This window comes from Pseudomonas sp. 43NM1 (assembly GCF_002836905.1).
In the GTDB taxonomy this organism is placed as follows: Bacteria; Pseudomonadota; Gammaproteobacteria; order Pseudomonadales; family Pseudomonadaceae; genus Aquipseudomonas; species Aquipseudomonas prosekii.
In genome coordinates, this window is the sequence record NZ_MKGS01000173.1 from 82,481 (window position 1) to 108,326 (window position 25,846).

At 60.5% G+C, this 25,846-nt stretch carries 24 protein-coding genes; 16 read left to right on the plus strand and 8 right to left on the minus strand.

All coding sequences use genetic code 11. The annotated features are described in order from the left end of the window. Nucleotides 1-47 precede the first annotated feature (47 nt). Genes ftsX through ftsY form a run of 3 tightly spaced genes read right to left on the minus strand, consistent with a single transcriptional unit; the run spans nucleotide 48 to nucleotide 3,360 of the window. Complete coding sequence (gene ftsX / locus BI292_RS22155; RefSeq protein WP_092276751.1) at nucleotides 48-1,070, minus strand: permease-like cell division protein FtsX; 1,023 nt, start codon at nucleotides 1,068-1,070, stop codon at nucleotides 48-50. After that, nucleotides 1,067-1,738 (minus strand): cell division ATP-binding protein FtsE, encoded by a 672-nt coding sequence (gene ftsE / locus BI292_RS22160; protein ID WP_025215982.1) that lies wholly within the window; start codon nucleotides 1,736-1,738, stop codon nucleotides 1,067-1,069. Before ftsE ends, ftsX begins: the two co-directional genes overlap by 4 nt. Beyond that, a complete protein-coding gene (gene ftsY, locus BI292_RS22165; RefSeq protein WP_101209170.1) occupies nucleotides 1,735-3,360 on the minus strand; it encodes a signal recognition particle-docking protein FtsY in 1,626 nt (541 codons plus the stop codon). Before ftsY ends, ftsE begins: the two co-directional genes overlap by 4 nt. Before the next feature lie 345 nt (nucleotides 3,361-3,705). On the opposite strand from ftsY, the gene BI292_RS22175 reads away from it, so the two are divergent. From BI292_RS22175 to BI292_RS22200, 6 genes are all read left to right on the plus strand, one after another. After that, the gene (locus BI292_RS22175; RefSeq protein ID WP_092276739.1) at nucleotides 3,706-5,061 is read left to right on the plus strand and encodes a pitrilysin family protein; all 1,356 of its coding nucleotides are present in this window, start codon (nucleotides 3,706-3,708) and stop codon (nucleotides 5,059-5,061) included. Then, complete coding sequence (locus tag BI292_RS22180; RefSeq protein ID WP_092276736.1) at nucleotides 5,054-6,544, plus strand: pitrilysin family protein; 1,491 nt, start codon at nucleotides 5,054-5,056, stop codon at nucleotides 6,542-6,544. The genes BI292_RS22175 and BI292_RS22180 overlap by 8 nt, the downstream gene beginning before the upstream one ends. Next, complete coding sequence (rsmD, locus tag BI292_RS22185) at nucleotides 6,544-7,158, plus strand: 16S rRNA (guanine(966)-N(2))-methyltransferase RsmD (protein ID WP_092276733.1); 615 nt, start codon at nucleotides 6,544-6,546, stop codon at nucleotides 7,156-7,158. The genes BI292_RS22180 and rsmD overlap by 1 nt, the downstream gene beginning before the upstream one ends. Before the next feature lie 127 nt (nucleotides 7,159-7,285). Continuing rightward, the gene (locus BI292_RS22190) at nucleotides 7,286-8,647 is read left to right on the plus strand and encodes a pitrilysin family protein (RefSeq protein WP_101209171.1); all 1,362 of its coding nucleotides are present in this window, start codon (nucleotides 7,286-7,288) and stop codon (nucleotides 8,645-8,647) included. Continuing rightward, entirely contained in the window at nucleotides 8,644-10,104 is a 1,461-nt protein-coding gene (locus BI292_RS22195; RefSeq protein ID WP_101209172.1) for a pitrilysin family protein, read from the plus strand. The genes BI292_RS22190 and BI292_RS22195 overlap by 4 nt, the downstream gene beginning before the upstream one ends. A gap of 74 nt (nucleotides 10,105-10,178) precedes the next feature. Next, complete coding sequence (locus tag BI292_RS22200) at nucleotides 10,179-11,177, plus strand: hydrolase (RefSeq protein ID WP_101209173.1); 999 nt, start codon at nucleotides 10,179-10,181, stop codon at nucleotides 11,175-11,177. Nucleotides 11,178-11,308: 131 nt separating this feature from the next. Here BI292_RS22200 and BI292_RS22205 read toward each other — a convergent pair whose 3' ends face one another. Together BI292_RS22205 and BI292_RS22210 are read right to left on the minus strand one after the other, a co-directional pair. After that, nucleotides 11,309-12,163, minus strand: coding sequence for a sulfurtransferase (locus BI292_RS22205; protein ID WP_101209174.1), 855 nt, complete (start codon nucleotides 12,161-12,163; stop codon nucleotides 11,309-11,311). Nucleotides 12,164-12,196: 33 nt separating this feature from the next. Beyond that, nucleotides 12,197-12,868 carry a TetR/AcrR family transcriptional regulator gene (locus BI292_RS22210; protein WP_092276720.1) on the minus strand — a complete coding sequence of 224 codons (672 nt, stop codon included), beginning with the start codon at nucleotides 12,866-12,868 and terminating at the stop codon, nucleotides 12,197-12,199. A gap of 148 nt (nucleotides 12,869-13,016) precedes the next feature. Here BI292_RS22210 and BI292_RS22215 point away from each other — a divergent pair, with 148 nt between their 5' ends. The 5 genes from BI292_RS22215 (at nucleotide 13,017) to BI292_RS22235 (ending at nucleotide 17,725) form a co-directional block, all read left to right on the plus strand. Next, nucleotides 13,017-14,447: a coniferyl aldehyde dehydrogenase gene (locus BI292_RS22215; RefSeq protein ID WP_101209175.1), complete on the plus strand. Its 1,431-nt coding sequence runs from the start codon at nucleotides 13,017-13,019 to the stop codon at nucleotides 14,445-14,447. 28 nt (nucleotides 14,448-14,475) lie between these two features. Continuing rightward, complete coding sequence (locus tag BI292_RS22220) at nucleotides 14,476-15,021, plus strand: twin-arginine translocation pathway signal protein (protein WP_101209176.1); 546 nt, start codon at nucleotides 14,476-14,478, stop codon at nucleotides 15,019-15,021. A 159-nt stretch (nucleotides 15,022-15,180) separates the two neighbouring features. Further along, entirely contained in the window at nucleotides 15,181-16,776 is a 1,596-nt protein-coding gene (locus BI292_RS22225; RefSeq protein WP_101209177.1) for a GMC family oxidoreductase, read from the plus strand. Between the two features lie 115 nt (nucleotides 16,777-16,891). Continuing rightward, nucleotides 16,892-17,371, plus strand: a complete 480-nt coding sequence (coaD, locus tag BI292_RS22230) for a pantetheine-phosphate adenylyltransferase (protein WP_045059801.1) — start codon at nucleotides 16,892-16,894, stop codon at nucleotides 17,369-17,371. A gap of 102 nt (nucleotides 17,372-17,473) precedes the next feature. Then, the gene (locus tag BI292_RS22235; protein WP_048722619.1) at nucleotides 17,474-17,725 is read left to right on the plus strand and encodes a YfhL family 4Fe-4S dicluster ferredoxin; all 252 of its coding nucleotides are present in this window, start codon (nucleotides 17,474-17,476) and stop codon (nucleotides 17,723-17,725) included. A 123-nt stretch (nucleotides 17,726-17,848) separates the two neighbouring features. Here the strand turns inward: BI292_RS22235 and BI292_RS22240 are convergent, their stop codons facing one another. Genes BI292_RS22240 through BI292_RS22250 form a run of 3 tightly spaced genes read right to left on the minus strand, consistent with a single transcriptional unit; the run spans nucleotide 17,849 to nucleotide 19,897 of the window. Continuing rightward, on the minus strand, nucleotides 17,849-18,172 hold the full coding sequence (locus tag BI292_RS22240) for a multidrug transporter (protein ID WP_101209178.1): 324 nt from the start codon (nucleotides 18,170-18,172) through the stop codon (nucleotides 17,849-17,851). A 54-nt stretch (nucleotides 18,173-18,226) separates the two neighbouring features. Next, nucleotides 18,227-19,039, minus strand: coding sequence for a bifunctional DNA-formamidopyrimidine glycosylase/DNA-(apurinic or apyrimidinic site) lyase (mutM, locus tag BI292_RS22245; protein WP_092276705.1), 813 nt, complete (start codon nucleotides 19,037-19,039; stop codon nucleotides 18,227-18,229). A gap of 42 nt (nucleotides 19,040-19,081) precedes the next feature. Then, nucleotides 19,082-19,897 (minus strand): HDOD domain-containing protein, encoded by an 816-nt coding sequence (locus BI292_RS22250; RefSeq protein WP_167370473.1) that lies wholly within the window; start codon nucleotides 19,895-19,897, stop codon nucleotides 19,082-19,084. A gap of 229 nt (nucleotides 19,898-20,126) precedes the next feature. Between BI292_RS22250 and BI292_RS22255 the strand changes: the two genes are divergently transcribed. From BI292_RS22255 to BI292_RS22275, 5 genes are all read left to right on the plus strand, one after another. Beyond that, nucleotides 20,127-20,666, plus strand: a complete 540-nt coding sequence (locus BI292_RS22255) for a type 1 glutamine amidotransferase domain-containing protein (protein WP_092276699.1) — start codon at nucleotides 20,127-20,129, stop codon at nucleotides 20,664-20,666. Between the two features lie 164 nt (nucleotides 20,667-20,830). Continuing rightward, nucleotides 20,831-22,027, plus strand: a complete 1,197-nt coding sequence (locus BI292_RS22260; protein ID WP_092276696.1) for a class I SAM-dependent rRNA methyltransferase — start codon at nucleotides 20,831-20,833, stop codon at nucleotides 22,025-22,027. A gap of 437 nt (nucleotides 22,028-22,464) precedes the next feature. Next, entirely contained in the window at nucleotides 22,465-23,541 is a 1,077-nt protein-coding gene (locus tag BI292_RS22265; protein WP_101209179.1) for a SagB family peptide dehydrogenase, read from the plus strand. Then, on the plus strand, nucleotides 23,538-24,509 hold the full coding sequence (locus tag BI292_RS22270; RefSeq protein ID WP_101209180.1) for a diiron oxygenase: 972 nt from the start codon (nucleotides 23,538-23,540) through the stop codon (nucleotides 24,507-24,509). Before BI292_RS22265 ends, BI292_RS22270 begins: the two co-directional genes overlap by 4 nt. Next, nucleotides 24,502-25,707: a multidrug effflux MFS transporter gene (locus tag BI292_RS22275; protein WP_101209181.1), complete on the plus strand. Its 1,206-nt coding sequence runs from the start codon at nucleotides 24,502-24,504 to the stop codon at nucleotides 25,705-25,707. Before BI292_RS22270 ends, BI292_RS22275 begins: the two co-directional genes overlap by 8 nt. Nucleotides 25,708-25,846 lie beyond the last annotated feature (139 nt).

Genomic DNA, 25,846 nt, shown 5'->3' on the forward strand with positions numbered 1-25,846 from the left:
GGACAAGTTCCCATTAAAACCGAAAGGTCAATACGCGCAAAAATTTACTACTTCGGCGCCAACTCCCTGAGATGACGTGCGACTGCAATCCATGCACCGATATAACCCAACAGCACAGCGCCAAGCAAGAGCGACAGACCATCGGCGACTGGCACTCCGGCCAGCGCAAAATTACTGCCGTACAAGCCGGCCAGTCCAACCACCGCGTCGTTCAGCCAGTTCAGGCCAAACGCCAGGACGCCCCACGAAAGAAACCCGGCACCCAAGCCATATAGCGCGCCCATGTACAGAAAAGGCCTGCGTACATAGCTGTCCGTGCCGCCGACGAGTTTAATCACTTCTATCTCTGTGCGGCGGTTTTCAATATGAAGACGAATGGTATTGCCTATCACCAAAAGTAATGCAGAAACCAGTAACACGGTCAGCCCGAAGACAAAACGGTCGCCGAGCTTGAGGATGGCGGCCAGACGTTCGACCCAGACTAGATCAAGTTGCGCCTGTTGTACCTTGGGCAATTCGGAAAGTTTTTGTCTCAATGCTTCAAGCGCAGGCTTGTCGACTTCGTTCGGCGTCACCAGCACAACGCCCGGCAGCGGGTTTTCCGGCAGCTCTTTAAGCGCCTCGCCCAGACCGGACTGTTGCTGGAATTCTTCCAGCGCCTGATCGCGGCCGACATATTCAGCCTCGGCAACCCCGGGGATGCCCTTGATCTGCTCGCGCAACGCCTCGCCCTGCTCAGTGCTGGCGTCGAGTTGCAGATACAGCGAAATCTGCGCCGCACGCTGCCACGAACCGCCGAGACGTTCGACGTTATTCAGCAGAAGTGACAGCCCCATCGGCAAACTCAGGGCCACCGCCATCACCATGCAGGTGAAGAAACTGCCGATTGGCTGCTTGCCCAATCGACGCAGACTGTCCAGCAGGCTGGCGCGATGGCTTTCGATCCAGGCGCGAAACAGCGTGGCGAAATCCGGGCCGTCGTCATCGTCGCGTTTTTTCTTCTGCGGCTGCGGGTCGGCGGCTTTCGGCGCCACGCGCTCGGACAGCTTGTTGCTGCGCGTCGCACTCATACGCCGGCCTCCCCGTCGCCGATCAAGCGGCCGCGTTGCAAGGTGAGCATGCGGTGACGCATGCGCGCGATCAGTGCCAAGTCGTGGCTGGCGATCAATACGCTGGTGCCCAGACGGTTGATGTCTTCGAACACGCCCATGATTTCTGCCGCCAGACGCGGGTCGAGGTTACCGGTCGGTTCGTCCGCCAGCAGCAGGGCCGGGCGATGGACGATGGCGCGGGCAATGCCGACGCGCTGTTGCTGACCGGTCGACAGGTCGCCGGGGTACAGATCGGTTTTATCCGACAGCGCCACGCGCTCAAGCGCTGAATCCACGCGTTTGACGATCTCGGCTTTGGACAAACCGAGAATCTGCAACGGCAACGCGACGTTATTGAACACCGTGCGATCGAACAGCAACTGGTGATTCTGGAACACCACGCCAATCTGCCGCCGCAGGTAAGGAATCTGCGCGTTGCTGATGGTGCTCAGGTCTTGCCCGGCCAACAGCAGTTTGCCGGTGCTCGGACGCTCCATGGCCAGCAGCAGCCGCAACAAGGTGCTTTTACCGGCGCCGGAATGGCCGGTAACAAACAAGAATTCGCCTCGACGGACTCGAAAGCTCAGCTCATGCAAGCCGACGTGACCGTTCGGGTAGCGTTTACCGACCTGTTCGAAACGAATCATGAACGCTCCCGCTCGGCAAACAATGCCTGGACAAAGGGTTCTGCTTCAAAAGTGCGCAAGTCATCGATGCCTTCACCGACACCGATGTAGCGGATAGGCAAACCAAACTGTTTGGCCAGGGCGAAAATCACCCCGCCCTTGGCGGTGCCGTCGAGTTTGGTCAGCGCCAGGCCGGTCAGTTGCACGGTCTGGTTGAACTGCTTGGCCTGATTGATGGCGTTCTGCCCGGTCCCGGCGTCGAGCACCAACAAGACTTCGTGTGGCGCGTCGGCGTCGAGTTTGCCGATAACCCGGCGAACCTTCTTCAACTCTTCCATCAGATTGTCTTTGGTGTGCAGACGGCCGGCGGTGTCAGCGATCAACACATCAATGCCGCGCGCCTTGGCGGCCTGCACGGCGTCGAAGATCACTGAAGCCGAATCGGCGCCCGTGTGCTGGGCGATCACCGGAATCTTGTTGCGCTCACCCCAGACCTGCAATTGCTCGACGGCAGCGGCGCGGAAGGTGTCGCCGGCGGCGAGCATGACTTTCTTGCCTTCCAGTTGCAGCTTCTTCGCCAGTTTGCCGATGGTCGTGGTTTTGCCGGCGCCGTTGACGCCAACCACCAGAATCACGAAAGGCTTGTTTTGCGCATTGATTTTCAGCGGCTGTTCAACCGGCTTGAGCATCGCTGCCAGTTCCGCTTGCAGGGATTTGTACAGCGCGTCGGCATCGGCCAACTCTTTGCGCGCGACTTTCTGGGTCAGGCGCTGAATGATTACCGAGGTCGCTTCGACGCCAACGTCGGCGGTCAGCAGACGGGTTTCGATGTCTTCGAGCAGCTCGTCATCGATGATCTTCTTGCCGAGGAACAGGCTGGCCATGCCCTCGCCGATGCTGGCGCTGGTCTTGGACAGACCTTGCTTGAGGCGGGCGAAGAAACCGGCTTTGGTTTCTTCGGTGCGCGGCGCTTCGGCAGGGGTTTCGATGATGGCGACCGGTGCGTCAGCAATCACCGGGGCGATAACGGGTGCTGGTGCTGGCGCAGGCACTGGTTCTGGCGTCACCACAATCGGGGCAGCCGGCGCGACGAATACCGGCGCTTCCGGTTCTGGCGCAACAGGTGCAGGTTCGGAGATCTGCATCAGCGCGGGAGCCAGCTCGATGACTGGCACTTGAACCGGTTCAGGGGTAAACGCAATCGGCGCAGGAATCGGCGGCGCGATGTGCGCGGCCTGCTCGTCTTCAACCAGCGCCACTGGTTCTTCCGCCACCGGCAAGGTCAGCCAAGGCTCGGCGACCGGCGTCAATGGCAGCGCGGCGGCGATTTCCGCCTGCGGCTCGCGCCCAGGCTCACGTTCAGACTTACGTTCAGGTTCTGGCGGCAAAGATTCTGCTTCAGCCTCGGCAGCCGGTTGCAACACCGGTTCGGCGATTGGCAGAACAATCGGCGCCGGTTCTTCTTTTATAAGCGGCTCGGGTATAAGCGGCTCGGGTTCTATCACCGGCTCGGGAGCGGGCTCAGGAATCGGCTGCGGCTGTTCGACCACGGGTTCCTGCGGCTTTTTGCGCAGCCATCCGAACAGGCCTTTCTTCTCGCCAGCCGCAGCTGGAGTCTTCTTGTCGTCGTTGGAACCAAACATGGAGGACGGCTATCTCACGGTAGCGAAGCGCCCAAGGGGCGCCCCGGCAAATAAATATTCGATGCAGAACAGACTGCGATTCACCCAGCTTGTTCACGCGCAACAATTTGTCGAAGTGCCAAGGGCACCTCAAAGGTCGACTAACACGAAGGACTGGACCGGCATCGTCGGCGAAAACGTTGAGTTTAGCGGACAAACTCAAAGCTTCTGCCGGGAACCCATACAACCTGTCGCCCGATAAAAGGGCTCACAGGCGTGGCCGCCAGTAAAACGGACCAGTATCCTAGCACCCTCTCGCCCGCTGACGCTAAGAACAAGCAGGCAGCCCCAAAGGTTTAAAAACGTATGAATGCTCTAGCCCGCCGCGCCGCAGGCCTGCTGCTCAGCACAGTTTGTCTGCCCCTCTCGGCCCTGGCTGCCGATCCACAACCCACTCATGAATTCACCCTCGACAACGGCTTGAAGGTCGTCGTGCGCGAAGACCATCGTGCGCCGGTGGTGGTGTCCCAAGTCTGGTACAAGGTCGGCTCAAGCTATGAGACGCCGGGCCAGACCGGTTTGTCCCACGCGCTGGAACACATGATGTTCAAGGGCAGCGACAAAGTCGGCCCCGGTGAAGCGTCGCTGATCCTGCGCGACCTCGGTGCCGAAGAAAACGCCTTCACCAGCGATGACTTCACCGCGTACTACCAGGTCCTGGCCCGCGACCGCCTCGGCGTGGCGTTCGAACTGGAAGCCGACCGCATGGCCAATCTGCGCTTGCCGGCCGACGAATTCAGCCGCGAGATCGAGGTAATTAAAGAAGAACGTCGCTTGCGCACCGACGACAAGCCAATGGCCAAGGCTTACGAACGCTTCAAAGCCATGGCTTACCCGGCCAGCGGCTATCACACGCCGACCATCGGCTGGATGGCTGACCTTGACCGCATGAAGGTCGAAGAGCTGCGCCACTGGTATCAATCCTGGTACGTGCCGAATAACGCGACGCTGGTGGTAGTCGGCGACGTCACCCCGGACGAAGTCAAAACCCTCGCCCAGCGCTATTTCGGCCCGATCGCCAAGCGCGACGTTCCGCCAGCGAAAATTCCGCTGGAGCTCGCCGAGCCCGGTGAACGCTTGATGACCTTGCACGTGCAGACTCAGCTGCCGAGCCTGATGCTCGCCTTCAACGTGCCGAGCATCGCCACCGCCGAGGACAAACGTTCGGTCAACGCCTTGCGCCTGATCTCGGCGCTGCTGGATGGCGGCTACAGCGGTCGCATCCCGACACAACTGGAGCGCGGCGAAGAGCTGGTGTCCGGCGGTTCGTCGAGCTACGACGCCTACACCCGCGGCGACAGCCTGTTCACGTTGTCGGCAACGCCGAACACGCAAATGAACAAAACCATTGCGCAAGCCGAGGCCGGGTTGTGGAAGTTGCTCGATCAACTGAAAACTACCGCGCCGTCCGCTGCAGAACTGGAACGCGTGCGTGCCCAAGTGATTGCCGGCCTGGTCTACGAGCGTGATTCGATCACCAGCCAGGCCACCGCTATCGGCCAACTGGAAACCGTCGGCCTGTCGTGGAAATTGATGGACACCGAACTCGCCGATCTCGAAAGCGTGACCCCGGAAGACATCCAGAAAGCCGCCAAGCTGTATTTCACCCGCGAACGTCTCAGCGTCGCCCATGTACTGCCAGAGGAGACGACTCATGAGTGAGCGTAAAAAACCGCGCCTGGCGCTGATCGGGCTGATCCTCGTTGCGTTGATCGGCTCGGCCACCGTTTACCTGTTGCGCCCCGACGAGTCGACCGCCAGCGAAGCGCTCGACAACGCCAAGTCCAGCCAGAAATTGCAGTCGCTGGCCGAACTCGACGGCAAGGCCCCGAGCCACCGTAACCTCGACGTGCAGAACTGGACCACTGCCGAAGGCGCGAAAGTGCTGTTCGTTGAAGCGCGCGAACTGCCGATGTTCGACATGCGCCTGATCTTCGCTGCCGGCAGCAGCCAGGACGGCGATGCGCCGGGCCTCGCGATGCTGACCAATGCCATGCTCAACGAAGGCGTGGCCGGCAAAGACGTCGGCGCCATCGCGCAGGGCTTTGAAGGCCTCGGCGCGGATTTCGGCAACGGTGCCTACAAGGACATGGCCGTGGCGTCGTTGCGCAGTTTGAGCGCAGCGGACAAACGTGAACCTGCCCTGAAGCTGTTCTCGGAAGTGGTCGGCAAACCGACCTTCCCTGCCGACTCGTTCGCGCGGATCAAAAACCAACTGCTCGCCGGTTTCGAATACCAGAAGCAGAACCCCGGCAAACTCGCCGGCATCGAGTTGATGAAGCGCCTGTACGGCGACCACCCGTACGCCAGCTCCAGCGACGGCACGGCGAAAACCATTCCGGCGATCACCCTCGCCCAGCTGCGCGCGTTCCATGAGAAAGCCTACGCTGGCGGCAACGTGGTGATTGCGCTGGTCGGTGATCTGTCGCGCGCCGAGGCCGAAGCGATTGCCGCGCAAGTCTCCAGCACCCTGCCAAAAGGCCCGGCGCTGGCGAAGATTGCGCAGCCGACCGAACCCAAGGCTAGCATCGGTCACATCGAGTTTCCGTCGAAGCAGACCAATTTGATGCTCGCGCAATTGGGCATCGACCGTGATGACCCGGACTACGCGGCACTGTCGCTGGGCAACCAGATCCTCGGTGGCGGCGGTTTCGGTACGCGCCTGATGAGCGAAGTGCGCGAGAAGCGCGGTCTGGCCTACGGCGTGTATTCGGGTTTCAGCCCGATGCAGGCGCGCGGCCCGTTCATGATCAATTTGCAGACGCGCGCGGAAATGAGCGAAGGCACTTTGAAACTGGTGCAAGACGTGCTCGCCGACTACCTTAAAACCGGTCCGACGCAAAAAGAACTCGACGACGCCAAGCGTGAACTGGCCGGCAGCTTCCCGCTGTCGACCGCCAGCAACGCCGATATCGTCGGCCAGCTCGGCGCCATGGGTTTCTACAATTTGCCGCTGAGTTATCTGGAAGACTTCATGCAACAGTCCCAGAGCCTGACCGTCGAGCAAGTCAAAACTGCACTGAACAAACACTTGAGCACGGACAAAATGGTCATCGTCAGCGCTGGCCCGACCGTGCCGCAAAAGCCGTTACCGGCCCCATCTGATAAACCTGCCGAGCAGCCGCTCGGGGTTCCGGAGCATTAATGGCCAGTCCATCGCGTCCAAAAAAACCTGTTCACAACGTGCATAACGGCGTGAATCAATTGCGCATCATTGGTGGCGAATGGGGCAGCCGCAAGCTCAGCTTCCCCGACGCGCCGGGCCTGCGTCCGACCCCGGACCGGGTGCGTGAAACCCTGTTCAACTGGCTCGCGCCATACATCGCCGGGGCCAAGGTGCTGGATCCGTTCGCCGGCAGCGGCGCATTGTTCCTCGAAGCGCTGTCGCGCGGCGCGGCCATGGGCCAGGCGCTGGACGCCAGCAACATCGCGGTTTCGAGCATCAAGGAGCACTTGGGCACCCTGCGCTGCACCACCGGCCAGGTGCAAACCGCCGATGCCTTGCGCTACCTGGAAACCCAAACTGCAACTGCGTATGACGTGGTGTTCCTCGACCCGCCGTTCAATCAGGACTTGTTGCCGGGTGTGTGCGCCTTGCTCGAAGAACGCCAATGGCTGGCCGATGACGCGTGGGTCTACACCGAAAGCGAAAACGCCCCGTCGTCGCTGGGCTTGCCGGGCAACTGGCGCCTGCACCGCGAGCAGAAATCCGGTCGCGTGTATTACGCGCTGTGGCAGCGTAGCGCGCCTGCTAACTGAGCTGTCCAAACCGATTCGCCAGGCATGAACGTGCCTGGCGCGTGCGGTACATAGTTACCGCACGCGGTGCCCTCCGGTTCCTCACAGTGGTTTAGCCAATTTCGGCCAACCACTGGGATGAACACGGATGAACATCTTATGCAGCAGGATGCTGCTTTTTGCCTGGCTACTGCCCTTCTCGGCCCTCGCCGAACCCGCGCAATCCGCGCTATCCACCGTACAACCCACGCATGAATTCACCCTGAGCAACGGCTTGAAAGTCGTCGTGCGCGAAGACCATCGCGCGCCGGTCGTGACCTCGCAGCTCTGGTTCAAGGTCGGCTCCGCCGACGAACCCCCGGGCCAGTCCGGCCTGTCTCACGCGCTCGAACACATGCTCTTCAAGGGCAGCAGCAAACTCTGCGCGGGCGAAGCATCGAGCATTTTCGACACGCTGGGCATTGCGCAAAACGCCTTCACCGATAAAGACATCACCACTTATTACCAGACCCTGCTGCCGCACCAACTGGGCGTTTCCTTCGAGGTGCTGGCGGACATGATGTCGACCGCACACTTGCGCGCCGAGGATTTCGTCCCGGAGCTGGCCGTGATTCAGGCTGAACGCCGTTTACGCGTCGACGATGATTTCAACGCCACCGCGCAACATCATCTCAACAGCCTCGCCTACCCGGCCAGCAGCTATGGCGCGCCGATCATCGGCTGGATGCACGACCTGCAACGCATGAATGCCGCCGAACTGCGCGACTGGTATCAGGCACGTTATGCGCCGGGGAACGCGACGTTGGTGATCGTCGGAGACGTAACGCTGGAACGGGTAAAACCGCTGGTCGAACGCTATTTCGGCGTGCTGCCGAGCAAATCTTTTGTCACCACCCGAACCTCCCTCGAACTCGCCGAACCGGGCGAACGCAGGATCATCCTGCATCAGCCGATTGCCGCACCACGGCTGCTGATGGCGTTCAACGTACCGAGCCTTGGCACCGCGCAAAACCAGCGAACCGTGCATGCGCTGACCCTGCTCAGCACCCTGCTGGCCGGCTCCGACAGTTCGCGTGTGCGCAAACGCCTGCAATTCGGCGAACGGCTGTTTTCGGCGACTACCTCCGAATACAACGCGCTGTTTCGCGGCGACAGCCTGTTAACCCTCGACGCCGAACTACACACCCGGCAAACCATAAGCCTCGACGAGGCGGAAAAACGCATCTGGCAGTTGCTCGACGAATTCAAGACAAACCCTCCCGGCGCAGAAGAACTGGAACGCGCGCGCACGCAACTGATCGCCAAACGGCTTTACGGCCGCGACGCCATCGAGGATCAGGCTGACCGTTTGGGTTCCTTCGAAAGCATCGGCGTGTCGTGGCGCGAGATGGACGACGAGGTCAATCAACTGAGACTAGTGACGCCCGAAGATATCCAGCAAGCCGCCGCGACCTATTTCACCCGGCAACGCCTGAGTACCGCCCACGTCCTCGTTGGAGCACAACCATGAATACGTTCACCGTAACGGCGCTGGGTTTGCTGTTGCTCAATTGCCTGGCTGCCGCGCCAGTGTTTGCCGCCGACCAACCCGCCTCTTCGCGTCTGCAATCGCTGGCAGAACTGGACCAGCAACCGATCGCCACGCGCAGCCTGAACATTCACGGCTGGAAATCCCCTGCCGGCGGCAAAGTGCTGTTTATCCGCACCCCGGAACTGCCGATCCTCGACGTACATGTCAGCTTCGCCGCCGGCAGCGCGCAGGACGGCGAACACCCGGGGCTCGCTGCTGCAGCCTTCAACTCGATCAACCAAGGTGTCGCGGGCAAAGACCTGGCGGCGATCCTCGAAAGTTTTGATGGCTTGGGCGCGAAGCTCGACATGAACATCCACTACGACCGCGCTTCGCTGTCACTGCGCAGCCTCGCCGCCGACGACAAACGCGAACCGGCGCTGCAATTGTTTACGCAGATGCTCGGCCAGCCAGTGATCAGCGAAAAATCCCTAGCTCGGGTGAAAACCCAGATAACCGAGTTGCTCAAAGTCCAACAGCAGAACCCCGACCTGCAAATCCATCAGGCCCTCAAAGAGGCACTGCTGGCCGGTCATCCTTATGCACAACCGGTGTTTGGCACCGCGGAAAGTCTCGGCAAGTTGTCGATTGCTCAGGTTCAGGCCTTTCATCGTCAGGCCTACAGCGCGGCGAATGTGCTGATCACGCTGGTCGGCGACCTGACACTGGAGCAGGCGCAGACGATCAGTTTGCAGATCATCAATGCCTTGCCGGCGAATGCGCTCGTGATGCCGGCGACGCCGCCTCCACAGCCAATCGAAACCGCCGCCGCGCGGCATATCGAACGCGCATCGAACCAGACGCACATCGTTCTCGGCCAACTGAGCGTGCCGCGCCAGCACCCGGACTACGCAGCGCTGCGGGTGGCGCATGCAATCTTCGGCGGGCAGCGTGTCAGCTCCCGATTGATGACCGAACTGCGTGAAAAACGTGGCCTCACCTACACCGCGCAACTCAAGTCGCCGCCGCTGCATGCAGCCGGTCTGGCGGTGATCGAATTCAACACGCAGCCGCAGTACCGCGACGGCACGGTGGCGTTGGTCAAAGAGCTTTATCGCGAGTTCCTGGTGCAAGGTCCGACGCAGCAGGAACTGGATGACGCCAAGGGTTATTTGCGCAGCAACAGTGCGCTGACCAGCGCCAGCAACACGCACATCCTGTCGCGTCTGGTCGAGATCAATGAGCGCGACTTGCCGCTCGATCTGGACTATTCGACCTTGCAGGCGCGCGATCTGACCCTCGCTGAAATCAAAGCGGCGCTGAACCGCCATGTTGATCCCGGCAAATGGTCGGTGGTGAGCGTCGGCCCGAACGTCGCGCAGTTGCCTTTGCCAGCCCCGGCAGAGGTTGCGCCGCAGAGTATGTGTCGCGCCGACACCGCGACTGTGGCAAGTTAAGCGCCATGAATACAGGCTGTAGGGCAGCGCGTTTCCGCCCTGCCGCCGACTGTTTTACCTTGCAGAGAACCAACTTGTACCAGCCTGACGAACGTTTCACCCCGGCCTTTGGCCTGGGCAATCCGCACTTGCAAACCTTGTGGGGCCCGCTATGGCGCAAAACCACGCATATCCAGCGAGATCGTGAACGCCTGTGGCTGGAGGACGGCGACTTCCTCGACCTCGACTGGCACGGCCCGCACAGCGCCGACGCACCGTTGGTTCTGGTGTTGCACGGGTTGACCGGCTCATCCAATTCGCCCTACGTCGCCGGCCTGCAAAAAGTCCTGGCGGCGCAGGGTTGGGCCAGCGTCGCGCTGAACTGGCGCGGCTGCTCGGGCGAGCCGAACCTGTTGCCGCGCAGCTACCATTCCGGCGCCAGTGAAGACCTCGCCGAAGCGATCAAACACCTGAAAGCCAAGCGCCCGCTCGCGCCGTTGTACGCGGTCGGCTATTCGCTGGGCGGCAATGTGTTGCTCAAATACTTGGGCGAAACCGGCAGCGACAGCGGCGTGCGCGGCGCCGTCGCGGTGTCGGTGCCGTTTCGCCTCGATCAGTGCGCCGACCGTATCGGCAAGGGATTTTCCAAGGTCTATCAGGCGCACTTCATGCGCGAGATGGTCGCCTACATCAAGAACAAGCAGCGTCAGTTTCAGCATGACGGGCGCGAGGATGGATTGGCCGCACTGGCCGCGCTGGGTTCGCTGGAGAACATGCGCACGTTCTGGGATTTCGACGGCCGGATCACCGCGCCGCTGCATGGTTTTGTCGATGCCGACGATTACTACCGCCGCGCCTCGAGCCGCTATTTCCTCGGCGAAATTCGCACGCCGACGCTGATCATCCAGGCGGCTGACGACCCGTTTGTGTTCCCCCACAGCTTGCCGCTCGCAGAGGAATTGTCGGCGTCAACGCAATTCGAGTTGCAGCCAAAGGGTGGGCACGTCGGCTTCGTCGACGGATCGCTTCGCCAGCCGGGCTACTACCTGGAACGGCGTATCCCGCAATGGCTGACTGCCGCACATCGCCAATAATCCGCGTCAGACACGAAACCCAATGTAGGAGTGAGCCTGCTCGCGATAGCGCCGGGGCAGTCAACATTTGTGCTGAATGACCTACCGCGATCGCGAGCAGGCTCGCTCCTGCAGGGGATTGGGGGATCGGGTTATTCGCCGGTGGCGATGCCCCGCGCGGGCTGATTGATCCATTCGCTCCACGACCCGGCATACAACGCCGCCAACGGATAACCCGCCAGGCACAACGCGAACAAATTGTGGCAAGCCGTCACGCCCGAGCCGCAATACGCGACCAACTCTGTCGGTGAACGATCCTCGAGTTTCGCGGCGAAACGCTGCTTGAGTTGCTCGGCCGGCAGGAAACGTCCATCGCTGCCAAGGTTGTCGGTGAACGCCGCGCACTGCGCGCCGGGAATGTGCCCGGCGATCGGGTCGATCGGTTCCACTTCACCCTTGAAACGCGGTAAGGCGCGGGCATCGAGCAAGGTCAGTTGAGGTTGGCCGAGACGTTGCTGGAGTTGTTCGGCGCTGAGCAGCAACGCTTCATCCGGCGTGCCGCTGAACGTGCCACGGACAATCGACGGCGCGTCCAGACTCAGCGGCAGCCCCGCCGCGTGCCAGGCCTTGAGCCCGCCATCGAGAATAAACACGCCGTCGCGTTTGCCCAGCCACGCCAGCAACCACCAGGCCCGCGCGGCGAAAGCGCCAGGGCCATCATCGTACAAAACCACGTCGCTGTCGGCGTTGACGCCCCAGGCTTGCAGACGCTCGATAAAGTCTTCGGGTGCCGGCAACGGATGGCGCCCGGTGACGCCGCGGATCACTGGTCCGCTGAGATCCCGCTCAAGATCGGCGAAACTCGAACCGGCGATGTGCCCTTCGGCATAACTGCGCTGACCGTAGTCCGGGTCTTCGAGGGCAAAACGACAATCCAGGATCACCAGCCCAGGCTGCTCCTTTTTCAGGTCCAACGCTTGCGGGCTGATCAGTTGCGCAATGGGCATAACGGGCTCCTGTGCTTGAGTCGATGGCTGATCCTACTGCACTTCTTCCAGAGCCTGGGCGAGTGGCACGTAAAACTCTTCAAACAGCGTGTTGACCTCGTGGCGCGCCTCATCGGTAACAAATCCGGCTTCGAGCACCAGCACCTGATACACGCCGCGTTTGATCGCCTGCTCGCTCAAGTGGTTGGAGTTTTCGCGCGTGGTGCACAGGAAACGCACCCACGAGGTGAGGATGATCCAGGCATTGATGGTCAGGGATTCAATCTGCACGCGGTCCATTTTGAGGATCCCGGCCTCGACAAACCCTTGGTAAATCGCCGAGCCCTGAATCACGCAGCGCTGGGAAAACCGCCGGTAACGCGCGGCCAGATCCGGGTCGCTCTCGAGCAAATGTTCGAGGTCGCGGTGCAGGAACCGATAACGCCACATCGCCGACAGCAGCTCTTTGAGGTAATAGCGCTTGTCTTCAACCGTGGCACCTCGCCCCTGCGGCGGACGCAAAAAGCTGTCCACCAGGGTTTCGTACTCACTGAACAGCACCGCGATAATCGCCTGCTTGTTCGGGAAGTGGTAGTACAGATTGCCCGGGGAAATTTCCATGTGGGCGGCAATGTGGTTGGTGCTGATGCTGCGCTCACCCTGCTGATTGAACAGCTCCAAGCTGTTCTGCACGATGCGCTCGCTGGTTTTGATCCTGGGGGCCATGGCTTGAGCTTTAATTCAGAGTGCGGTGACGCGCATCTTACGGCCTATCCGTAAACGGATAAAACAAAGCTGCGTCAGGAAGTCGTTTGACTTTCTAGAGCTTAGACTCTAAAAAGCCTCTTATCAGAATAAAAATCCGGAGCCTTCCATGACTGCCGACATCGCTTATTTGCAGAACTTACAGCAGCCGTTGGACGAGCTCCAGACCTTGTTTAATTCACAGCGCGCCGCGTACGCCGCCAACCCGATGCCGCCCGCCGCCCAGCGCCAGCAATGGCTCAAGGCATTGCGCGACTTGTTGAGCGATGAGCGCCAGGCGTTGATCGAGGCGATCAGCAAGGATTTCAGCCATCGCAGCGCCGATGAAACCCTGCTCGCCGAACTGATGCCGAGCCTGCACGGCATTCACTACGCCAGCCAGCACCTCAAGGGCTGGATGAAAGCCTCGCGGCGTAAAGTCGGCCTCGCATTTCAACCGGCCTCGGCCAAAGTGGTTTATCAGCCATTGGGCGTGGTCGGCGTGATCGTGCCGTGGAATTATCCGCTGTACCTGGCCATCGGGCCGTTGGTGGGCGCGTTGTCGGCGGGCAATCGGGTGATGCTCAAACTCAGCGAATCGACCCCGGCCACCGGCTTGCTGCTCAAAGCGTTACTGGCGCGGATCTTCCCTGAAGACTTGGTGTGCGTGGTCCTCGGCGAAGCGGACATCGGCGTCGCGTTCTCGCGGCTGCGCTTTGATCATTTGTTGTTCACCGGCGCCACCAGCATTGGCAAACACGTAATGCGCGCGGCGGCGGAAAACCTCACGCCGGTGACCCTGGAACTGGGCGGCAAATCCCCCGCCATCGTCTCCCGCGACGTGCCGCTCAAGGACGCCGCCGAGCGCATCGCGTTCGGCAAGACTCTCAACGCCGGGCAAACCTGTGTCGCGCCCGATTACGTGCTGGTCCCCGAGGACCGCGTCGGCTCGTTCGTCGAAGCCTATCGCCAAGCGGTTCGCGGGTTTTATCCGACACTCGCCGACAACCCGGACTACACCGCGATCATCAATGACCGACAACTGGCGCGGCTCAACGGTTATGTCAGCGATGCCACCAGCAAGGGCGCATTGCTGATTCCGTTGTTCGAGCAAGGTCAGGGCCGGCGCATGGCTCACAGTCTGCTGCTGAATGTCAGCGATGAGATGACCGTGATGCAGGACGAAATCTTCGGCCCGCTGCTGCCGATCGTGCCGTACACCGACCTTGATCAGGCGTTTGCCTACATCAATCAGCGACCTCGGCCACTGGCGCTGTACTACTTCGGCTACGACAAACGCGAACAACAACGCGTGCTCCACGAGACTCATTCCGGCGGCGTGTGCCTCAACGACACGTTGCTGCACGTCGCTCAGGACGACATGCCATTCGGCGGCATCGGCGCTTCGGGGATGGGCCATTACCACGGCCACGAAGGTTTCCTGACGTTCAGCAAAGCCAAAGGTGTGCTGATCAAACAGCGCTTCAACGCGGCGAAGCTGATCTATCCGCCGTATGGCAAATCGATTCAGAAACTGATTCAAAAGCTGTTTATCCGCTAACGCTGCAGACCGTCGGGTAATAACAATAATGAGCCCAAACCTGTCCGATTCCCCCGCGCTGTCCCGCCGCGACTTGCTCAAATTCAGCCTCGGCGCCAGTGCTTTTCTGGCCACCGCCGGACTCGGCGCCAGCCTCAGCGGCTGTTCGTCGAGCGTTGCTGCGGACGGTTTCGCCACGCTGCGCAGGAGCGATCTGCTGTTTCTGCGCGCGTTGGTTCCGGTGATGCTCGACGGCGCCGTGGCGGTCGATAACCTGCCGAGCGCCGTCGATGGCACGTTGCAAAATCTGGATAACAGCCTCGATCACCTGTCGCCGGAAATGCTCAAGCTGACTCGCCAATTGTTCGACGTGCTCGGGATGACCGTGACCCGTGGGCCGCTGACCGGGGTTTGGGGCAGTTGGGAAAATGCCTCGGCGCAGGCGATCCGGCATTTCCTCGAGCGCTGGGAAAACAGCTCGTTGAACCTGCTGCGCATGGGCCACAGCTCGTTGCTGCAACTGGTGATGATGGCGTGGTACAGCCGCAAGGAGTCGTGGGCGCATTGCGGTTATCCGGGGCCGCCGACGGTTTGAAAATTGTGTCGCCCCCATCGCGAGCAAGCTCGCTCCCACAGGGGTTGTGGGTTGCTAATCAGATTGTGTGAACACAGCAATTCCAATGTGGGAGCGAGCTTGCTCGCGATGACGTCCGCCGCCTCACCACAGAATCCAAAATAAAAAGAGAAGCCGAACATGCCCGTACCCGATCCGTTTCGCGAAGGCCTGGCCCGTGGCTGGAAAACCTATAACGGCGCGCAACTGACCGGCGACCTGACGCTGGAAGCGGACGTGGCAATCATCGGCAGCGGTGCCGGCGGCGGCACCACCGCAGAAATCCTCAGCGCCGCTGGCTACAAAGTCTTGCTGATCGAAGAAGGCCCGCTGCGCACCAGCAGCGATTTCAAGATGCTCGAAGACCAGTCCTACGCCAGCCTGTATCAGGAAGGCATCGGCCGCATGAGCAAGGACGGCGCGATCACCATCCTCCAGGGTCGCGCAGTCGGCGGCACCACGCTGATCAACTGGACATCGAGCTTCCGCACCCCGCAGCCGACCCTCGAACACTGGGCGCGCGAACACCAGGTCAAAGGACACAGCCCCGCCGAAATGGCGCCGTGGTTCGAGAAAATGGAACAGCGCCTCGGCGTCGCCCCGTGGCTAGTCCCGCCCAACGCCAATAACGATGTGATCCGCAAAGGTTGCGAGCAACTCGGCTATAGCTGGCACGTGATCCCGCGCAATGTGCGCGGCTGCTGGAACCTCGGTTATTGCGGCATGGGTTGCCCGACCAACGCCAAGCAATCAATGCTGGTGACGACAATTCCGGCGACCCTGGAAAACGGCGGCGAGCTGCTGTACCTGGCGCGCGCCGAGAAGTTGTCGATCAACAACGGCAAGGTCACTGGCCTCGAATGCGCGGCGATGGATGAGCGCTGCGTCGCGCCAACCGGGCGCACCATCACGGTCAAGGCGCGGCATTACGTGCTGGCCGGCGGCGGGATCAACAGCCCGGCGCTGCTGCGGCGTTCCGAGGCGCCGGACCCGCACGAGCGGCTCGGCAAACGCACGTTTCTGCACTTGGTGAATATGTCGGCCGGGCTGTTCGATGAGGTGATCAACCCGTTTTACGGCGCGCCGCAGTCAATTTATACCGACCACTTTCAATGGCAGGACGGCACCACCGGCAAAATGTCTTACAAGCTCGAAGTGCCGCCGCTGCAACCGGCATTGGCGGCGACGTTGCTTGGCGGCTTCGGCCAGGAAAATTCGCAACACATGGAGAACCTGCCGCACACCCACGCCATGCTCGCCTTGCTGCGCGACGGCTTCCACCCGGACAGCGTCGGCGGCAGCGTCGAGCTGCGCGGCGACGGCACGCCAGTGCTCGACTATCAGGTCTCGCCCTACACCTGGGACGGTTTGCGCCGGGCGTTTCACAGCATGGCCGAGATCCAGTTCGCCGGTGGCGCGAAAGCGGTGATGCCAATGCACACCGATGCGCGCTACGTGAAAACGTTTGCCGAGGCGCGCAGTTTGATCGACGGCTTGGGCCTTGAGTTGTACCGCACACGCCTCGGCAGCGCGCACGTGATGGGCGGTTGCGCGATGGGCGAAGACCCCAAGTACGCGGTAACCGACAGTCTTGGCCGCCATCATCAGCTCGGCAATCTGTCGATCCACGATGGCTCGCTGTTCCCCACCAGCATTGGCGCGAACCCGCAATTGTCGGTCTACGGCCTGACCGCGCAACTGGCCACAGCGCTGGCCGAACGCCTGAAAAACCCGTGAAAAAACCAAAGTTGGCCGTCGTCTATAGTGCTTTCTTACTGAACAGGCGGCTTTCCCGACCGGGAAGGCTGCGATACCATCCGAGTCCCCAACGGACTCCCGCCAGGACGACGCGATGAACCGAGTGTTGTACCCAGGTACCTTCGACCCTATTACCAAGGGCCATGGCGACTTGGTCGAACGCGCCTCGCGCCTGTTCGATCACGTGATCATTGCCGTCGCTGCCAGCCCGAAGAAAAACCCGTTGTTTCCCCTGGAACAGCGTGTGGAGCTGGCCCGCGAGGTCACTAAACATCTGCCCAACGTTGAAGTCGTCGGCTTCTCGACACTGCTCGCGCACTTTGCCAAAGAAAAGAACGCCAACGTGTTCCTGCGTGGTTTGCGTGCGGTTTCGGACTTCGAGTACGAATTTCAGCTGGCCAACATGAACCGCCAATTGGCGCCGGATGTGGAAAGTCTGTTTCTCACGCCTTCGGAGCGTTATTCGTTCATTTCCTCGACGCTGGTGCGTGAAATTGCAGCGCTGGGCGGCGACATCACCAAGTTTGTCCACCCTGCGGTGGCCGACGCCCTCACCGAACGCTTCAAGAAGTAACGACCGCTCAAGCGGCGCCCGCGTGCACTGCGGGCGCCAATGCGGCACAATTGCGCGCATTGGTTTATTGCGCCCGGGCCTGCCGCCCCGGCTGGAGTTAGCATGTCCCTGATCATCACCGACGATTGCATCAATTGCGACGTCTGCGAACCCGAGTGCCCGAACGCCGCCATTTCCCAGGGCGAAGAAATCTATGTCATCGACCCGAACCTGTGCACACAGTGCGTCGGCCACTATGACGAGCCACAGTGCCAGCAAGTCTGCCCGGTGGATTGCATCCCGCTGGATGAAGCGCATCCGGAGACTGAAGAACAGTTGATGGCGAAATATCGGGTGATTACCGGTAAGGCTTGAGGCTTTTGGCGTCTGTCAGGGCGCCATCGCGAGCAAGCTCGCTCCCACATGGACCGCGCTATACCTGTGGGAGCGAGCTTGCTCGCGATGAGGCCATCCGCCACACCTGAAATCCAACTGCCTTCACTCGCGCTGCTCGAACCCTTCCCCGATACACCCCAGGCACCTGACAAACGCCGCTCTCGCCGGATCGACCACCAACGCCTGCCCCGCATCCCCCACGCCGCCGCCCAGCGCGGTAAATGGCAGCGACACCACAAACACCCCCGCGCCAATCACCGTCGCCGCGACCAGCAAGGGTCGGGCGATCAGCAAGTCGCCGATCATGGCAAACGCCGGAGGGTTCTGGATGGTGTAGCGCGGGTCGCCGCTGCCGTGTTCAGCCGCCAGCGCGGGCGGGCCGACGCTCAGCAGCAGGGCAACGAAAAAGGTGCGAAACGAAATCATGGCACGGTCCTTCGGCTAGGCAGTGAGAACACTGACTATAGACCGTCGGGCGAATCAGCTCTGGCAGCGCGGGCAAAACACGCTGGCGCGCTGGCCGAGCTTCACCTCGCGCAGCAGCGTGCCGCAGACTTTGCACGGTTCGCTGCCGCGCCCGTAAGCAAACAGCTCCTGCTGAAAATACCCCGGCTGACCGTCGCCGCCGATAAAGTCGCGCAGCGTTGTGCCGCCACGTTCGATGGCGTGGGCGAGGATGCGTTTGATCTCGATTGCCAGTTTCAGATAACGCGCGCGGGAAATGCTCTTGGCTTCGCGACGCGGATCGATGCCGGCGGCGAACAACGCTTCCGTCGCGTAAATATTGCCGACGCCGACCACCACCGCGTTGTCCATGATGAACGGCTTGACCGCCATCGAGCGCCCGCGCGATTGCTGGAACAGGCGCTCGCCGTCGAACAGCTCGGTCAACGGCTCCGGGCCCAGGCGAATCAGTAATTCGTGGTTGAGCGGGTCGAGGCTCCAAAGCATCGCGCCAAACCGGCGCGGGTCGGTGTAGCGCAGGGCCAGGCCGGATTCGAGTTCGATGTCGACGTGCTCATGCTTGGCCGCCGGCGAGCCGACTTCCACCAGACGCAAATTGCCCGACATGCCCAAATGGCTGATCAACGTGCCGACTTCGGCGTTGATCAACAGGTATTTGGCGCGGCGCTCCACCAGCACGATGCGCTGGCCAGACAGGCGCACGTCGAGGTCTTCGGGGATCGGCCAGCGCAGGCGTCGATCACGCACGATCACCCGGCTGACGCGCTGGCCTTCGAGGTGCGGGGCGATGCCGCGGCGGGTGGTTTCGACTTCCGGCAATTCAGGCATGGGGCTCTCGGATCAGACGCTTTTGAGCAAAAATGCTGCGCCTCAGTGATGAGCACCGAGGTCGCGAATGGTTTGCTTGAGGGTTTCGAAATCGTAGTCCGAGAGGCCGACGTAATCGAGCACCAGCGGGCCGATGCTGTTCCATTCGTGGTCTTCGTTCTGGTTGCCCAGCACCCGGTACGACGCGCAAATGTGCTCGGCCATTTTCAGGATCGCCAGCAGGTTTTTCAGTTGCGTGTTGCGCGCCGACTCGTCGCTGAAAATCGCCAGCGCGTTGTGGTGATTGGCGATGGCGGCGGTGATGTGTTCCGGCAGGCGCCAGGATTTGGCCGTGTAGTACCCGACCACGGCGTGGTTGGTGTTGAACACGCGGTTTTCGGTGTCGACCACCCGGCACTCAGGGCTCGCGTTGGCGTAGGCCTCTTCCAGGGTTTTCATGTATTCGGGGAAGCGCTTGAGCATCAGCGGCACGCCGCAATCGTGGAACAGGCCCAGCGCATACGCCTCGTCGCCGGCCTGCGAGCCAATGCGTTTGGCCAGCGTCAGGCAGGTCATCGCCACATCTTGCGCGGTGTCCCAGAAGCGGTTGAGCGTGACGATGGTGTCGTCGTTCATCTCGCCTTTGATCGATTGCGCGTTGATCAGGTTGATGATCGAACGGCTGCCCAGCAGGTTCACCGCACGCTGGATCGAGGCGATCTTGTTGCTCAAGCCGTAATACGGCGAGTTGACGATTTTCAGCAACGCCCCGGAGAGGCCCGGGTCCTGGGCGATCAACTTCGCGATCACTTCCAGGTCCGGATCGGGCATGTACTGCTCCATCTGCAGATCCACCATGATCTGCGGCTGGGCCGGCACGCTGATCCCTTGCAGGGACTGTTGGATCTGTTCGGACGTCAGCTCTTGGGACATAAGTACACACTCTTGGACAGGCGGGGATTCTAACCTTTAAAAACCACCACCCGACACACCGGTGGGCACATCGTCGGAACTTTCATTTGCGATAAGGCTTCGGAGTTTGTAATGCCGGCGAGGCGATTGCGCTTCGGCCAGCGACAAATTCCCACTCAAGTCAGGAGCTTACCCAATGTCCAATTCCCTGAATGGCAAGCGCGTCGCGATTCTGGTCACCGACGGTTTCGAGCAAGTCGAACTGACCGGACCCAAGCAGGCGCTGGAGCAGGCGGGCGCCAAAGTGGACATCCTCTCGGCCGAGGAAGGCCAGGTCAAAGGCTGGAACCACGACAAACCGGCGGACGATTTCAAGGTTGATCTGACCTTCAAGGCTGCCCATATCGAGCAATACGATGCCGTGGTGCTGCCCGGCGGCGTGCAAAATTCCGACACAATTCGTATCGATCAAGATGCCCAGCACTTGGTCAAGACCGGTGCCTCGGCGGGCAAGCCAATCGCAGTGATTTGCCACGGTGGCTGGCTGCTGATCTCGGCCGGGCTGGTCAATGGCAAAACCATGACCAGTTTCAAAACCCTCAAGGACGATTTGGTCAATGCCGGCGCGCATTGGGTTGATCAGGAAGTGGTCAAGGACGGCAACCTGATCAGCAGCCGCCAGCCGGATGACATCCCGGCGTTCAACCGCGAGTTGATCGGCGCGCTGTCGGCGTAACCTCCTGAATCGCTTTCGCGGGCAAGCCTCGCTCCTACATTTGGAATGCATTTCCCTGTAGGGGTGAGATTTGCCGGCGACGGCGTCATCAGCGTTTCATCGCCACCCGGCCACCCGCCCGGCACAACACGCTATACTCCCGCTCTTTTTTCCGGAGCGACGTCATGTCCCTGCCTAGCCTGCGCCTCAAAGCCAACGCCGACCGTCGCCTGCGAAACGGCCACTTGTGGGTCTACAGCAACGAAATCGATGTAGCCGCGACTCCTTTGCACGGCTTCAAGGCCGGCGATCAGGCGATCCTCGAAGCTGCCGGCGGCAAGCCGCTGGGCATCGTCGCCATGAGCCCGAACAATCTGATTTGTGCGCGCCTGCTGTCGCGCGACATCAAGTTGCCGCTGGACAAATCGCTGCTGGTGCACCGCATCAACGTCGCGTTGTCGCTGCGCGATCGCCTGTTCGACAAGCCGTTCTATCGTCTGGTCTACGGTGATTCCGACCTGTTGCCGGGCCTGGTAGTCGACCGTTTCGGCGACATCCTCGTGGTGCAAATCGCTTCGGCGACCATGGAAGCGCATAAAGAAGACGTGATCGCCGCGTTGACCCAAGTGCTCAAGCCAAGCGGCATTCTGTTCAAGAACGATTCCGCCGCGCGCGACGCCGAAGGCCTCAACCGCTACGTCGAAACCGTGTTCGGCCTGGTGCCGGAATGGGTTGCGCTGGAAGAGAACGGCGTGAAGTTCGAAGCGCCGGTCATTCAGGGCCAGAAAACCGGCTGGTTCTACGACCACCGCATGAACCGCGCGCGCCTGGCACCGTATGTCAAAGGCAAACGCGTCCTCGACCTCTATAGCTACATCGGTGGCTGGGGCGTGCAGGCTGCCGCTTTCGGCGCCAACGAAGTGTTCTGCGTCGATGCATCGGCCTTCGCTCTCGACGGCGTCGAGCGCAACGCTGCGCTGAACGGCTTCGCCGAGAAAATGACCTGCATCGAAGGCGACGTGTTCGAAGCCCTGAAAGAGCTGAAGGCCAGCGAAGAACGTTTCGACGTGATCGTTGCCGATCCGCCGGCCTTCATCAAACGCAAGAAAGACATGAAGAACGGCGAAGGCGCTTACCGTCGCCTGAACGAGCAAGCCATGCGCCTGCTGACCAAGGACGGCATTCTCGTCAGCGCTTCGTGCTCGATGCACCTGCCGGAAGATGACCTGCAGAACATCCTGCTGACCAGCGCCCGTCACCTGGATCGCAACATCCAGATGCTCGAACGTGGCGGCCAGGGTCCGGACCACCCGGTTCACCCAGCCATCGCCGAAACCCGCTACATCAAAAGCATCACCTGCCGCCTGCTGCCAAACAGCTGATTACGCGGGTTTGACGGGGGGCCAGCAGGCTCCCCGCTCATTCGCCGCCATCGAAATCCCCTTCCAGTTATCCTCTGCGTCTTACACTTGCCGTCCTACTAACGTGCAGGAAGTTTCGCTATATCTTCCAAATTGAAGAATTAGACTTACACGCACTTACCTCCCATAAGATAGCTCCCACAAAATTACTGGATATTTCCTACTGATATTCTCCTTGATAAGAACTCATTACAAACTATGATTGAGTTGTCACCAAGGAGTGGCACTCACTATTACTTACAAGGAGTTCACAACATGAAAGCAGTTACTCTGGAAACCAACAAAATCGCTAACCTGGCTTTTCTGGTTGCACCGAAAGCCCGATAAGTAAATGAGACGCTGGGGAGTGCCGGCTTACCCAGCGTTTTCTATGGCCCCGCCAGAGCGAACAGCCCTTCATGCAGATAAACCCACATCTCTTCATGCTTCCCCGCACGCCCGGTCAAATAGTCTGGGATTACCGCAACCACAAGCAATTTGAACTCAACCTCGAATACTCGACGCGACTCGCGCAACTTATCGACAACCCCCGAGCGTTCGACACCAACAATATAATCGACACACAGTTTCTCAATACTGGAATATTGATAACGTCCACCCAGCGAGCAATCGAATGGGGCTGGGATGAACTATCAAAGATATTTCATATCGGCACTAAAAACATACCTTGCGAATATACACCCAAGAACATTCATGAATGGTCGAGACATTATCTGGACCATTGCAACGAAGTATTGGCCTCCAGCGGCTCAGGTGCGGATAACACCCGCCACGCGACCGGCAAGCTGATTGCCCTGCCCGCCCCTGCTCGCCTGCCGGAAGGTTATCTGGCCGATGCCCTGGTCAATCGGAAAACCTGCCGCTCTTTCACTGGAGACGCGGTATCGCTCGACCACCTCAGCACCCTGCTCTATCTGTCGCTCGGCCATCTGAAAGAGCGTGAAGACGATCTCGACGACTCAGTCGCCGACGGCCTCGGTGCACGCCGCAGCAGCCCTTCGGGTGGAGGACTGAATGCCTGCGAAGGGTTTGTGCACGTGCAAAACGTCGAGTGCCTGGAACCCGGACTCTACGCCTACCACGCAGCCGATCACGCCCTGAGCTTCGTCAATCCCTTGCCGGTCGCGCCGCTCGGCCAACTCTTGTGCGGACAACACTTCATCAACAACTTGCCGGTGGGTCTGTTTATCAGCGCGCGTTTCGACAAGTTGTGGTGGAAGTACCAACACTCGCGCGCCTACCGAATGGCCTACGTCGAGGCCGGGCATATCTCCCAGACCTTTCAACTGGTCGCCACTTCCCTCGGTTTGGGGACCTGGCTGACCGGCGCGCTGAAAGACGATCAGGTCGAAGCGCTGCTCGGACTTGAAGACAATGCTGAACAACCGTTGTTTTTCGTCGGTTGTGGCCGCAGCGACGGGCAAGTGATGTGCAGGGAACTGAAAGCGTTGCTGAACCAGAGACAGCAACAATGACCACCAACCCTGCGGCGGCGGAGTTCCCGGTCGGGCACTTTACCCTTGGCGACTGGAACAACCGCGCGTCAGTGCGCACGAGCGGCAACACCTATCTATTGCCATCACCGCCGGAACTGGAGCGGCAATTGCTAAACCGGCACTGGTTTCCGCCGGGTTTTCTGCCCTATCTCGATCACCCGAGTATCCAGGCTGCCGGCCCAGCGGTGGTTCATCGCCTGACGGCCAATCACTTGGTGTATTTCCTCGACTACACCACGTTGCTGGAACACCGCATCGTCAATCGCGCGGTGGAAACCATCGTCCACGACGAACTCGGTGTCGCTATCCCGCAGCAGATGAAAACCGCCGGGTTGCAGCTCTACACCGACGAAGGTTTTCATGCGCTGTTCTCCAACAGCGTCGCCGAGCAGATTGCCGACCTGTACCGGATCACCTCGCGGCCGTTGATGCCACGGCGAATCACCCGGCTCAACGACCTGCTCGCCCGAGCCCCTGACGAACACAAAGCGCTGGCGCTGTTCCTGGTCGGTTTCGTCTCGGAAACGATCATCGCCCGCGAACTGCTTGATCTGTGCCGCGACCTGCTGGTGTCCGGCGTCCAGGAAATGCTCAGGGATCACCTCACGGACGAGGCTCGGCACAGTCGCTATTTTGCGCAAGTGTTCCATTACGTGTGGCTGAACCTGCCCGGCACCCGGCGCACCCTCGCCGCCCATTGGCTGGTGGAAATCATCCTGCTGTTTTTTGAAATCGATGATCGATGGCTCAGAGAAAGCCTGCTCAGCGCCGAACTGGATGCCGTTTGCATCACCGACATCCTCGGTGGCCTGACGGGCATGAACGCCGTTGTGGCGCGTGCGCGTTCAGGGGCGGGCGCCACGCTTAAGGCACTGCACACGGCGGGATTTTTTGACCTGCCCGGCAATCGACAACTTTTCGCGCAGGCAGGGCTCATTGATGAATGAAGACAACGCCGCTGTGAGTGTTAAAAAACGCCGTGTCGCGGTCATTCTGCTGATGACCATGGTGTTGCTCGGGGTCTTTCCGCTGGACGTGCTGCTGCCTTCATTTCCGGCATTGGCTGAACACTTCCGCACCAGCCCCGCCGACATCGCGTTTTCCATCAGCCTGTTCGCCGTCGGCATTTCGTTGTCGCAACTGCTGATCGGGCCGCTGTCGGACCGCATGGGGCGCAAGGGCTTGCTGTTGGCGGGCATGGCGGTATCGATAATCGGCGCGACAGGCTGCCTGTTAGCCACCGATTATTCCTGGTTCCTGCTGTTCCGGATGATCCAGGCCATCGGTTGCGGATGTTTTGTGCTGACCCAGGCGCTGGTTCAGGACTTGTTCGCGGGCAAGGAGCGCGATCGGCTGAGAATCCTCATGGTCACCGCCAGCGGAATTTTCATTTCCATATCGCCGCTGGCCGGCACGTTGCTGCAACAAGCGCTCGACTGGCCTGGAAGTTTTGTCGTGTTCATCGCGCTGGCCGGCGCGGTGTTCCTCAAAGCCTGCTTCTTCCTTGAGAACCAGCGCCCGACCAACGTTATGCACCGAGGTATCGTCCAGTCATACCGGGTGGTTTACCGCGACGTCGGTTTCACCGGTTACTGGTTGATTGCCGCCATTGCATTCGCCTGCCATTTCTCCTTCATCGTCATCTCGCCGCTGATTTTCATGGATCAATTGCAGCTCTCGCCCTACGAATTCTCGCTGACGCTGCTGCTTTACGGGCTGGCGTACATCATTGGCGGGATCATCGCGCGGATCCTCGGCGGCCGGATCGCGCCGAACACGCTGATCATCGTCGGCCTTGGCCTGATCTTCTTTTCGGGGCTGGTCATGCTGATATTGTCGAAACTGCTCGGGTTGTCGACGCCGACGGTGCTGGTTCCGATGATCATCTGCACTGCCGGCACCACCATTGCGCGGCCGGTCGCGACCTCGAAAGCCATGGAGATATTCCCGGGCAGGGCCGGCACGTCGGCGTCGGCGGGCAACACACTGGTGTTCATCTTCGGCGGACTGATCAGCGCGTTGATCAACCTCAGCGCGACTGATTTGCAGACCACTCTGGCGGTGAGCTTTCTGCTATTGAGCGCTAGCGCGATCATCTTGAATGCGCTGATCACCCGGCGGTATCGGGCGCTGACGGCCGGGTGAACACTGCCGGTCGTCATTCCACACACGGCGTCAGCGCTGGATCGGTACTTTCCGGCATTCCCTCCTGACGCCAGCGGTGTAGAATCGCGGGATTCATCGCCATTCATCCCCCGGCGGGTTTATGAGTTCAGGCTGAGGC